Genomic DNA, 12,088 nt, shown 5'->3' with positions numbered 1-12,088 from the left:
TCGGTATTTAAATTTTGCTTTTTATACCTTTAAAGTTCGCGCTACCCGACGTTATCCACGCCGGAACGGATTGCGCTCGCGGCATTACCCATGCGGCGATATGGACTGCACATGACCTTCGATTTCGCTTTTATCCTCAGCACCTTGCCGGCGTTCCTGCAAGCGGTGGGCGTAACCCTGCAAGTGGGCCTGATCGCCATCGGCACCTCCTTGCTGGTGGCGCTGATCAATGCAGCCTTGTTGGTGTTTCGCACGCCGTACCTGTCACGGCTGGTAGCGCTGTATGTGGAGCTGGCGCGGAACACGCCGCTGTTGATCCAACTGTTTTTCGTCTACTTCGCACTGCCGGCCCTGGGTTTGAATATCTCCGGGTTCTGGGCGGCAATCATCACCATGACCTTTCTCGGCGGCGCCTACCTCACTGAAGTGTTGCGCGCCGGTGTGGAAGCGGTGCCGCTGGCGCAGATCGAGTCGGGCAAGTCCATTGGCCTGTCCGACTGGCAGCTGTTGCGCCATGTGATTCTGCCCCAGGCCGGCATCCTCAGCCTGCCGGCGCTGTTCGCCAATTTCATCTTTCTGCTCAAGGAAACCACGGTGGTTTCCGCGGTGGCGGTGCCGGAGATTCTCTACACCACCAAGAGCTACATCGCCCTCTACTACAAGACCTACGAGATGCTCGCCGTACTGACGCTGATTTGCGTGCTGCTGTTTTTGCCGTTGTCGTTGCTGCTCAGCCGTTTGGAAAGGAGGCTCCAGCATGGCCAGTTCGGGTCTTGAGTTGCTGTGGGTGTCGTTGCCACAACTGGGCAAAGGCGCTGCGCAAACCCTGTCGATTTCGTTTTTGAGCATCGCTTTCAGTACGGTCGGCGGCGTGCTGTATGGCGTGCTGCGCACCTTGAATAACAAGGTGATCAACGGTGTGCTGCGCATCTACCTGGAGCTGTTCCGGGCGATTCCGGTGCTGGTGTGGTTGTACCTGCTGTTTTTCGGCCTGCCGATTTTCTTTGGTGTGAGCCTGCCGAGCTTCTGGTGCGCGGTGCTGGTGTTGTCGCTATGGGGCGCCAGCGAAGTCGGCGAGGTGGTGCGCGGTGCATTGCATTCGCTGCCGCGTGGCCAGCGTGAAGCGGGCTTGTCGATTGGCCTGTCCGACCCGCAGTTGTACGGCTACGTGCTGCTGCCCCAGGCCCTTAAACGCATGACGCCGCCGACCATCAACGTCTACACGCGCATCATCAAGACCAGTTCCCTTGCGGTGCTGATTGGCGTGGTGGATGTGATCAAGGTCGGCCAGCAAATCATCGAGCGTACCTACGAGTCGGTATTGATCTACGGCGCGCTGTTCCTGTTTTTCTTCTTTATCTGCTACCCGTTGTCGGCCGCCTCCAAGGTGCTGGAACGGCGCTGGGCCCACGCATGAGCGCATTGATCGAGTTCCAGGGTTTCAACAAATTCTTTGGCCAGGCACAGGTGCTCAAGGGCATCGACTTGAGCGTGCAAAGCGGCGAGGTGGTGGTGATCCTCGGCCCCAGCGGCTGTGGCAAAAGCACCTTGCTGCGCTGCCTCAATGGGCTGGAAGTCGCCCACAGCGGCAGCCTGCGGTTTGCAGGCGTTGAGCTGCTGGATAAAAACACCGACTGGCGCCAGGTGCGCCAGGACATCGGCATGGTGTTCCAGAGCTACCACCTGTTCCCGCACATGAGCGTGCTCGACAACATCCTGCTCGGCCCGCTGAAAGTGCAAAAGCGTGTCCCCCGCGAGGCCCGTGAGCAGGCGCAAAAACTGCTGGAGCGCGTGGGCCTGGCCGACAAGCGCGACGCGTTCCCGCGCCAGCTCTCCGGCGGCCAGCAGCAACGCATCGCCATCGTGCGTTCATTGTGCATGAACCCCCAGGTCATGCTCTTTGATGAGGTCACGGCGGCTCTTGACCCGGAGATGGTCAAGGAAGTACTGGAAGTGATCCAGGGCCTGGCCCGCGATGGCATGACCCTGCTGATCGTCACACACGAAATGGCCTTCGCCCGCGCCGTCGCCGACCGCGTGGTGTTCATGGAGGCCGGTCGCATCCTCGAACACAACACCCCCGAGGCATTCTTTACGAACCCGCAGACCGCACGCGCGCAGCAGTTCCTGGAGAAGTTCTCCTTCGTTTCAACACTGCCCAAAAAGATCAAGGAACTGGAGCTGATATGAAAAAGTTACTGCTGCCACTGTTTGCCGTCGCCGTGCTGGCCGGTTGCGATAAAAAGGCCGAAGAGCCGGTAAAACCCGCGGCTGTCAGCTACATCGACAAAATAAAAGCGCGGGACAAGCTGATCGTTGGCGTCTTCACGGACAAGCCACCGTTTGGCTTTGTCGACGAGGCTGGCCGCTACGTCGGCTTCGATACTGACATTGGCCGTCAATTCGCCAAGGACCTGTTGGGCGACGAAAACAAGGTGGAGTTTGTCGCCGTTGAGCCCGCCAGCCGCATTCCGTTCCTGCAAAGCGACAAGGTCGACCTGATTCTCGCCAACATGACGGTGACGCCCGAGCGCAAGGAAGCGGTGGACTTTACCAACCCCAACCTGAAAGTCGCGGTGCAGGCCCTTGTACCGAATGACAGCACGGTAAAAAGCCTGGATGACCTGGCCACTCGCACCACCATTGTCACCACCGGCACCACCGCCGACATCTGGCTGACCAAAAACCACCCGGACTGGAAGCTGCTCAAGTTCGAGAAAAACTCCGAGTCGCTGCAAGCGCTGTCGGCCGGGCGTGGCGATGCCTATGCCCAGGACAACCTGGTGCTGTTCAGCTGGGCCAAGCAGAACCCGGGCTACCGTGTGCTGGAAGAAAAGCTGGGTGATGAAGCACCGATTGCTCCGGCGGTGAAGAAGGGCAATACCGAACTGCGCGACTGGGTGAATGCCGAGCTGGCAAAGCTGGGCGAGGAGAAGTTCCTGCTCAAGCTCTATGACCAATATGTGCGCAAAGAACTGAGCGATGACACCAAGCCTGAAAGTGTGATTGTTGAAGGCGGGAAGTGGCAGGGCTGAAACCTGACTTTTTGTGTTGGCTGCACCGGCCTCATCGGGAGCAAGCCCCCTCCCACACTGGATCGGGTTCACACATTCCGATGTGTGAATACAGGTCAAAATGTGGGAGGGGGCTTGCTCCCGATGAGGCCGGTACAGTCACCACCTACTCCGGCCAATGCCAGGCCGGCCCATCCAGAATCCCTTGCCCCACGATCCGCGTTTCCCCCAACACCTTCTCCAGCACAATCGAATTGCACCCCTCATCCTGCTGCAACGCCGCAATCAAGCGGCTGGCATGGGACACCACCCACACCTGGCACTGCTTCGACGCTTCGATAATCAGGCGCGCCAAGGCGGGCAGCAGGTCCGGGTGCAGGCTGGTCTCCGGTTCGTTCAGCACCATCATGGTCGGCGGGCGTGGCGTCAGCAGTGCGGCGATCAGCAACAAGTAGCGCAGGGTGCCGTCTGACAGTTCCGCCGCCGACAACGGCCGCAGCAAGCCTTCCTGATAGAACTCAATGGCAAAGCGTCCGCCTTGCAACGGTTCAATGTTCAGGCGCGCCCCCGGGAATGCATCGCTTACGGCACGTTGCAGCGCCTCGGGGTCGCCGATCTCGCGGATAGTCTGCAACGCGGCCGCCAAATCGCGGCCATCGTGGTGCAACACCGGCGTACGCGTACCCAACTGGGGCTGGCGCACTGGCGCGTCCACGTCGCTGCGAAAGTGATCATAAAAGCGCCAGCCACGAATGCTTTCACGCAACAGCAGCACTTCCGGCGAGCCGCGCAGGCTGCCGACCTGATCGAACAGGCTGTGGTAGTTGGGTGTGTGCTGCGCCAGTACATCCCAGGCACGGCCTTCGCGGGCACGCACCATGGCACCTGAGCGCTGCACCAACAGGCTGGCCGGGCGGTAGATGTGGCCGGCCCAGATGCATTCCTTCTTCACTTCGGGGTCGAGGCTGAAGAACGACGAGGTTTTTTCCGGCAATCCCAGAGAGATTGCGTAGCTGAAATCTTCGGCGGCAAACCCTAAGCGCAGGCGTTTGACGCCCTGGCGCACATTGGATTCGATCGGTACTTCACCAGTGCGCATACGCCGGCTGATGGTTTCCGGCCCGGCCCAGAAGGTCGAGTCCAGCCCGCCTTCACGGGCCAGGGCATTGATCACTCCGCCCTGGGCGGTTTCTGCCAGCAGGCGCAGGGCCCGGTACAGGTTGGATTTGCCGCTGCCATTGGGCCCGGTGATCAGGTTCAAGCGGTCCAGCGGCACTACCAATTTGTTGATCGAGCGGTAATTGGCCACCGCGAGGGTTTTCAGCATATGCATTTAATCGGCTGGGGAACCATTGGAGTATGGGATCCTCCATGCAGATAAGGAACCCTGATCTAAGCTCACAGTCGCATACACACTTGTACCTTGCGTCACGCAAAAGGAGCCTGCATGGGCGGTCGCACTTCGACATTTATTCTCAGCCTTGGCCTCCTGGCGCTGCTGAGCGGCTGTGGCCAAGACAAAGCCGAGCCCAAGCAGCATTCACGGGTATTTGTGCAAACCGTGCAGCCGGCGGATTTTGCCGCGGCGGTCACGCTGACGGGCGATATCCAGGCGCGGGTGCAGACCGATTTGTCCTTTCGCGTGGGTGGCAAGATCATTCAGCGCATGGTGGACGTGGGCGACCGAGTAACGGCCAAGCAAGTACTGGCCAAGCTTGACCCCAAGGACCTGCAAACCAACGTCGATTCCGCCCAGGCCCAGGTTGTGGCCGAACAGGCGCGGGTCAAGCAGACCGCCGCCGCCTTCGTGCGCCAGGAAAAACTCTTGCCCAAGGGCTACACCAGTCGCAGCGAATACGACGCCGCTCAGGCCGCGTTGCGCAGCAGCCAAAGTGCCCTTGCCGCCGCGCAGGCGCAATTGGCCAACGCCCGTGAGCAACTTGGCTACACGGCGTTGGTCGCCGATGCACCGGGGATCATCACGGCGCGCCAGGCCGAAGTCGGCCAAGTGGTACAAGCCACCGTACCGATCTTCAGCCTGGCCAGTGATGGCGAACGTGACGCGGTGTTCAACGTGTATGAATCCCTGCTGGTGGAGCCGCCGCCGGATGCGCCGATTACCGTCAGCCTGCTGGACAACCCGAGCATCAAAGCCGTGGGCAAGGTGCGGGAAGTGACCCCGGCAGTGGCGGCCAATACCGGCACCATACAAGTGAAGATCGCCCTGCAAAACCTGCCTAAAGGCATGGAGCTGGGTTCGGTGGTGAGCGCCACCGCCAACGGCCCGGCCAAGGCCAGCATCGAATTACCCTGGGCGGCCTTGACCAAAGACCTCAGCGAGCCTGCCGTATGGCTGGTGGATGCCGACGGCAAGGCGCAGCTGCACAAGGTCAAGGTGGCCCGTTACCTCACCGGCAAGGTGATTATTGGCGAGGGCCTTAAAGGCGGCGAAAAAGTCGTAGTGGCCGGTGGGCAATTGCTGCACCCCGGCATGGTGGTCGAGATCGCCCAGCAAGGAGCCCAGCCATGAAGCAACTGACGGTTATCGTCGCCGCCAGCCTGTTGCTGATGGCTTGCTCCAAGGAAGAGGCGCCGCCTGAGCCTGTGCGCCCGGTGTTGTCCATGCAAGTGAAGGCTGAAGATCAGGAAAACCTCGGCCGCTTCGCCGGCACTATCCAGGCCCGCTACGAAAGCAACCTGGGTTTCCGGGTGTCGGGCCGCATCGCCCGTCGCGCCGTCGACGTGGGCGCCGAGGTGGAGAAGGGGGCCTTGCTTGCCGTGCTCGACCCCACCGACCAGCAGAACCAACTGCGTGCCGCCCAGGGCGACCTCGCCCGCGTGCAGGCACAGTTCATCAATGCCCAGGCCAATGCCCGTCGCCAGCAGGAGCTGTTCAACCGGGGCGTCGGCGCCCAGGCTCAGTTGGATGTGGCGCAGACTGACCTAAAAACCACCCAGGCCACCCTTGATCAGGCCCGCGCCTCGGTCAATCAAGCCAAGGACCAGCTCAATTACGCCGAGCTGCACACCGACCACGCCGGTATCGTCACCGCCTGGAATGCCGAGGCTGGTCAGGTAGTCAGCGCGGGGCAGCAGGTGGTGACCCTGGCTCGCCCGGACATCAAGGAGGCGGTGATCGACCTGCCTGCCGGCCTGGCCGAGCGCCTGCCGACGGATGTGGTGTTTCTGGTCGCCGGGCAACTGGACCCCAGCGTGCATACCACCGCCATCGTGCGTGAGATCGAACCCCAGGCCCAAAGTGCCACGCGCACCCGCCGCGCACGTCTGAGCCTGACCGACACTCCCGCCGCGTTCCGCCTGGGCACCGCCATCAGCGTGACCTTGAGCAGCGCCATTACGCCGCGTATCGAATTGCCCTTGAGCGCCTTGCAGGACGTCGACGGCAAGACGCGCATCTGGCTGCTTGATACCCAGAGCCAGACCGTGCAGCCACGCGACGTCAGTGTGGTCAGCCGGGATGCTGACAGCGCCTTGGTCAATGGCGGCATCAAAGCCGGTGAACGCATCGTCACCGCCGGCGTGAACAGCCTGAAACCCGGACAAAAAGTCAAAATCGACGAGGACAGCCCGCGATGAAAGGGAGCTTCAACTTATCCGACTGGGCACTCAAGCATCAGTCCTTCGTCTGGTACCTGATGTTCGTCGCGCTGCTGATGGGCGTGTTCTCGTATATGAACCTGGGCCGCGAGGAAGACCCCTCGTTCACCATCAAGACCATGGTGATCCAGACCCGCTGGCCGGGCGCTACCCAGGAGGAAACCCTCAAGCAGGTCACCGATCGCATCGAGAAAAAACTCGAAGAGCTCGACTCCCTAGACTACGTGAAAAGTTATACGCGACCGGGTGAGTCCACGGTGTTCGTGTTCCTCAAGGACACCACCAGCGCCAAGGCCATTCCGGAGATCTGGTACCAGGTTCGCAAGAAGATCGATGATATTCGCGGCACCTTCCCCCAGGGCCTGCAGGGGCCGTCGTTCAACGATGAGTTCGGTGATGTGTTCGGCTCGGTGTACGCCTTTACTGGCGACGGCTTGTCGATGCGCCAGTTGCGCGACTACGTGGAGCAGGTGCGCGCCGAAATCCGCTCGGTGCCGGGGCTGGGCAAGGTCGAGATGATCGGCCAGCAGGACGAAGTGATCTACCTGAACTTCTCCACGCGCAAACTGGCGGCGTTGGGCATTGATCAGCGCCAGGTCGTGCAAAGCCTGCAATCGCAGAATGCGGTAACGCCCGCCGGGGTGATCGAGGCCGGGCCGGAGCGGATTTCGGTGCGCACCTCCGGGCAGTTCGCTTCGGAGAAAGACCTGGCCAACGTCAACCTGCGCCTCAATGACCGCTTCTATCGGCTGGCGGATATCGCTGACATCAGTCGCGGTTACGTCGACCCGGCAAGGCCGATGTTCCGTTTCAATGGCAAGCCGGCGATTGGCTTGGCGATCGCCATGCAAAAGGGCGGCAATATCCAGTCGTTCGGCAAGGCGCTGCACGGGCGCATGGATGAGCTGACTGCCGACCTGCCGGTGGGCGTCGGTGTGCACAAGGTGTCTGACCAGGCCGAAGTGGTGGAAGAGGCCGTCGGCGGCTTTACCAGCGCGTTGTTCGAAGCCGTGATTATCGTGCTGGTGGTGAGCTTTATCAGCCTCGGTATGCGCGCTGGGCTGGTGGTGGCGTGCTCGATTCCGTTGGTGCTGGCGCTGGTGTTCGTGTTTATGGAATACAGCGGCATCACCATGCAGCGGGTATCGTTGGGTGCGTTGATCATTGCACTCGGCTTGTTGGTGGACGATGCGATGATCACCGTGGAGATGATGATCACGCGCCTGGAAAAAGGCGAAACCAAGGAGCAGGCCGCCACCTACGCCTACACCTCAACAGCGTTCCCGATGCTCACCGGTACGCTGGTGACCGTGGCCGGTTTCGTGCCGATTGGCCTCAATGCCAGTTCGGCGGGCGAGTACACCTTTACTCTGTTCGCGGTGATTGCCGTGGCGATGTTGGTGTCGTGGGTGGTGGCGGTACTGTTTGCGCCGGTGATCGGCGTGCATATTCTCAGCGCCAATGTGAAGCCGCATAACGCCGAGCCTGGGCGCATCGGCCGCGCGTTCAATGGCGGTATGCTCTGGGCCATGCGCAACCGCTGGTGGGCCATCGGTATCACTGTGGCGCTGTTTGCGGCCTCGGTGTTTTCCATGCAGTTTGTGCAGAACCAGTTTTTCCCGTCATCGGATCGCCCGGAAATCCTGGTTGATCTGAACCTGCCGCAAAACGCCTCGATCAACGAGACGCGCAAGGCGGTTGACCGCCTCGAAGCGATCATCAAGGACGACCCGGACATTTCTCGCTGGAGCACCTACATCGGCCAGGGCGCGATCCGTTTCTACCTGCCGCTGGACCAACAACTGGAGAACCCGTACTACGCGCAGTTGGTGATCGTCAGCAAGGGCCTGGAAGAGCGCAGCGCCTTGATTGCGCGATTGCAGAAACGCCTGCGCGATGATTTTGTCGGTATCGGCAGCTATGTGCAGCCGCTGGAAATGGGCCCGCCGGTCGGGCGGCCGATCCAGTACCGCGTCTCCGGTAAAGACACCGACCAGGTGCGCAAGCACGCCATCGAACTGGCGACCTTGCTGGACCAGAACACCCACTTGGGCGAGATCATCTACGACTGGAACGAGCCGGGCAAAGTGCTACGCGTCGACATCGCCCAGGACAAGGCGCGGCAACTGGGGCTGTCGTCGGAAGACGTGGCGCAGTTGATGAACAGCGTGGTCAGCGGCGCGGCGGTGACCCAGGTGCACGACGATATCTACCTGATCAACGTGGTCGGTCGCGCCGAAGATGCCGAGCGCGGCACGCCGGAAACCTTGCAGAACCTGCAGATCGTTACGCCCAACGGTACCTCGATCCCGTTGCTCGCGTTTGCCACGGTGCGTTACGAGTTGGAGCAGCCGCTGGTGTGGCGTCGTGACCGCAAGCCGACGATTACCATCAAGGCCGCGGTGCGCGATGAGATGCAGCCGACCGACCTGGTCAAGCAACTGGCGCCGACCATCCAGAAATTCAGTGACGGCCTCCCGGTGGGCTACAAAGTCGCCACCGGCGGCACCGTGGAAGAAAGCGGCAAGGCCCAGGGCCCGATTGCGAGTGTGGTGCCGTTGATGCTGTTCCTGATGGCCACGTTCCTGATGATCCAGTTGCACAGCGTGCAGAAAATGTTCCTGGTGGCCAGCGTTGCACCGCTGGGGCTGATCGGCGTGGTGCTGGCGTTGATCCCCACCGGTACGCCGATGGGGTTTGTGGCGATCCTGGGGATCCTGGCGCTGATCGGCATCATCATCCGTAACTCGGTGATTCTGGTGACGCAGATTCATGAGTATGAAGTGGCGGGCTATACGCCGTGGGATGCGGTGGTGGAGGCTACCGAACACCGGCGTCGGCCGATTCTGCTTACGGCGGCAGCGGCGAGCCTGGGCATGATCCCGATTGCCCGAGAAGTGTTCTGGGGGCCGATGGCCTACGCGATGATTGGCGGGATTATCATCGCCACGTTGCTGACGCTGCTGTTTTTGCCGGCGCTGTATGTGGCCTGGTACAAAATCCGCGAACCCAAACAAGAGCATCAGGAACAGCGCGGTTAAAAATGTGGGAGGGGGCAAGTCGAATCGTCGCACCGCCCCTCCCACATTTGGATCTTCATCTCGCTTGAGGCTGTGGGACGCTTCCGAAAAATCCACTTGTTGCCCCGGCCACTGTCTGCATGTTTTACCCTCTCGACCTAACTTCTCCGTCCAGGTCGATTCCCATGCAGTGCCTGCGCCTCATCTTTGTGCTCTGTGCGCTTGTTCTTGCGCCCTCAGTCTTTGCCTCCACCGTGCTGGAAAACGCCCTGTGGCGCGTTGACCTCGACCCTGCAACCCTGGCGCTGCGTGTCACGCCAGCGGGGGAGGCCCCGGTACAAGCCTCCAGCGGTGTCGCCGCGCACGCTGTCAGTGCGTTGCAAGCTGATGCCGCACAGGTCTCCTGGCAATGGGATAGCGGCGCCTACCGCCTGACGGCCCGGCTTGAGCAGCGCGAACTGTCCCTGTCTATCAGTGCTCGCGAGCCGGGTGAATTGGCCCTGCTGCGCCAGCCGGCCACGGCCATGGGCCAGGCGCTGATCTGGCCGTTGGCTGAAGGGCATTATGTGCCCTTTGATAACCCCGTGTGGAAGGCGTTCCTGCTTGAGCACGGCGAAGTCAATACCACCCAGGACCTGAGCTTGCCCTTGTGGGGCCTGGATCACGGGCGCTTCACGCTTAACTGGCTGCTGACCAACCCCTACAACAATCGCCTAGAATGGCAAGCGGACGGCCAGGGCCTGGCGTTGTCAGCGGCCCATGAATTCACCACCCTTGCCCCCGACGCACCGATGACGCTGCGCCTGCATCTGGGCGACGCCGACCCGTTGGCCGGCGCCAAGCGTTATCGCCAATGGTTGGTGGAGCAGGGCCGTTACGAGCCGCTGGCGGACAAGCTGCGGCAAACCCCCGAGGCGGTGAAATTGCTCGGCGCCAGTCACGTTTACCTCTGGGGCAACGGCTTGCTGACGCTGGATGATGTCCGTGATTGGCCAACGTTGATCAAACGGCTGCGCACCCATGAGCTTGGCAGGCTGCTGGACAAAGAGTCTGCGAAGGTGCTTGCACAGACAACCGCATTGAATCGTTATGAGCAAACCGTGTTGCTGCGCGGCCTCAATGCGGCCATCAACCAGAAGGCCCGGCAAGCCTGGCAAGTGGAAGAGCCCGACATGAGTCGCCTTGCCACTCGCTACGGCGAGTTGCGTAGCGAGCTGGCCGTGGATTTCGCCTCAGCCTTGAGTGATCGCCCCGAAACCTGGGGGCATTCGACTATCCAAGCCTTGCGTGACGCGGGGCTCTCGCGTCTGCTGTTGACCCTGGGTGATGGCTGGGAAGGCGGGCTCTGGCATCCCGAAGCGATTCGCGCAGGCGTGGATGCCGGGTATCTGATGGCGCCTTACGATTCGTATGAAACGGCGCTGTCGGCCAGCGAAAATCCGGATTGGGCCACTGCCCACCTGGGCGGCAAGGCGTACCGTGACTGCGCAATCATATTGAAGAACGGCCAGCCGAAAGCCGGTTTCCAACAATCCGGCCACTACACGGACCCGCGCTGTGTGCGACCGTTGCTGGAAGCACGGGTAAAGGCGGTGCAGGCCGCAGCCGGATTCAATGCCTGGTTCCTCGATGCGTACGCCACCAGCATGATCTTTGACAGCTACCGCGACGGCGCCTCCATGAGTCAGGTGCAGAATGCCCAGGGCAATATCGACGCCTCGCGCTGGATCAACACTTCGCTAAAACTGCCCGCAGGTTCCGAAGACGGCAACGCCGTCACCGCTCAGGGCATTATGTTTGCCCATGGTATGCAAACTCCGGTGATTGGCTGGGGTGACCGGGACATGACCCGCGACCGGCAGTCGCCCTATTACGTCGGCAACTGGTACCCGGCGGAACAGCCGGCGGTGTTCTTCAAGCCTGTGCCGTTGAAAGCGTCGCTGCGCACGGTGTATTTCGACCCGACGATGCGGCTGCCGTTGTATCAGGCGGTGTTCCATGGCTCGGTGATCACCACTCATCACTGGCTGTTCGACAACCTCAAGCTGAGCAATGTACGGGCTGAAAATGAACTGGCCCAACTGCTCTACAACGTACCGCCGCTGTATCACCTGAGCGCGACGACACTCAAGGACAGGCTGCCGGTGATTCAGCGCCAGGACCGGTTCTTTCGGCCGCTGCATCAACGGTTGGGGACTCAGGCAATGACTGAGTTTCGCTGGCTGACAGCGGACAAACTGTTGCAGCAAACCACCTTCGCCGATGGGACGCGGTTGGTGGCGAATTTTTCGGACGCGCAGAAAGATGGGTATGCCGGGCGCAGTGTGACGGCGCTGGTGGAGGGGGAGAAGCCGGTGGTGTATCAGGTGAAATAACGCTGCCCGTTACGGCGCTATCGCGGGCAAGCCCGGCTCCCACAGTGAAATGCATTCCGAA

General features: G+C 61.2%; 9 protein-coding genes. 8 read left to right on the top strand and 1 reads right to left on the bottom strand.

What is annotated here, in order from left to right; genetic code table 11:
- Window positions 1-111: 111 nt before the first annotated feature.
- From J1G33_RS10150 to J1G33_RS10135, 4 genes are read left to right on the top strand one after another with little or no spacing between them, the layout of a single operon-like run.
- Complete coding sequence (locus tag J1G33_RS10150; protein WP_005783759.1) at window positions 112-777, top strand: amino acid ABC transporter permease; 666 nt, start codon at window positions 112-114, stop codon at window positions 775-777.
- Entirely contained in the window at window positions 758-1,417 is a 660-nt protein-coding gene (locus tag J1G33_RS10145; protein ID WP_078820016.1) for an amino acid ABC transporter permease, read from the top strand. Before J1G33_RS10150 ends, J1G33_RS10145 begins: the two co-directional genes overlap by 20 nt.
- Window positions 1,414-2,190, top strand: a complete 777-nt coding sequence (locus J1G33_RS10140) for an amino acid ABC transporter ATP-binding protein (protein WP_103734003.1) — start codon at window positions 1,414-1,416, stop codon at window positions 2,188-2,190. Before J1G33_RS10145 ends, J1G33_RS10140 begins: the two co-directional genes overlap by 4 nt.
- The gene (locus J1G33_RS10135) at window positions 2,187-3,035 is read left to right on the top strand and encodes a transporter substrate-binding domain-containing protein (RefSeq protein WP_078820017.1); all 849 of its coding nucleotides are present in this window, start codon (window positions 2,187-2,189) and stop codon (window positions 3,033-3,035) included. Before J1G33_RS10140 ends, J1G33_RS10135 begins: the two co-directional genes overlap by 4 nt.
- 145 nt (window positions 3,036-3,180) lie before the next feature.
- Here J1G33_RS10135 and J1G33_RS10130 read toward each other — a convergent pair whose 3' ends face one another.
- A complete protein-coding gene (locus tag J1G33_RS10130; RefSeq protein WP_032881152.1) occupies window positions 3,181-4,341 on the bottom strand; it encodes an AAA family ATPase in 1,161 nt (386 codons plus the stop codon).
- 120 nt (window positions 4,342-4,461) lie between these two features.
- On the opposite strand from J1G33_RS10130, the gene J1G33_RS10125 reads away from it, so the two are divergent.
- From J1G33_RS10125 to J1G33_RS10110, 4 genes are all read left to right on the top strand, one after another.
- Window positions 4,462-5,544 (top strand): efflux RND transporter periplasmic adaptor subunit, encoded by a 1,083-nt coding sequence (locus J1G33_RS10125; protein WP_223018010.1) that lies wholly within the window; start codon window positions 4,462-4,464, stop codon window positions 5,542-5,544.
- Window positions 5,541-6,611, top strand: a complete 1,071-nt coding sequence (locus tag J1G33_RS10120; protein WP_032878432.1) for an efflux RND transporter periplasmic adaptor subunit — start codon at window positions 5,541-5,543, stop codon at window positions 6,609-6,611. The genes J1G33_RS10125 and J1G33_RS10120 overlap by 4 nt, the downstream gene beginning before the upstream one ends.
- Window positions 6,608-9,673, top strand: a complete 3,066-nt coding sequence (locus tag J1G33_RS10115) for an efflux RND transporter permease subunit (RefSeq protein WP_032878431.1) — start codon at window positions 6,608-6,610, stop codon at window positions 9,671-9,673. Before J1G33_RS10120 ends, J1G33_RS10115 begins: the two co-directional genes overlap by 4 nt.
- Before the next feature lie 164 nt (window positions 9,674-9,837).
- Entirely contained in the window at window positions 9,838-12,027 is a 2,190-nt protein-coding gene (locus J1G33_RS10110) for a glycoside hydrolase (RefSeq protein ID WP_223018009.1), read from the top strand.
- Window positions 12,028-12,088: the final 61 nt, after the last annotated feature.

Origin of the sequence: Pseudomonas sp. P867 (assembly GCF_019891455.1) — a bacterium.
Lineage (GTDB): Bacteria > Pseudomonadota > Gammaproteobacteria > Pseudomonadales > Pseudomonadaceae > Aquipseudomonas > Aquipseudomonas synxantha_A.
This window is presented reverse-complemented; position numbering and strand designations above follow the sequence as displayed.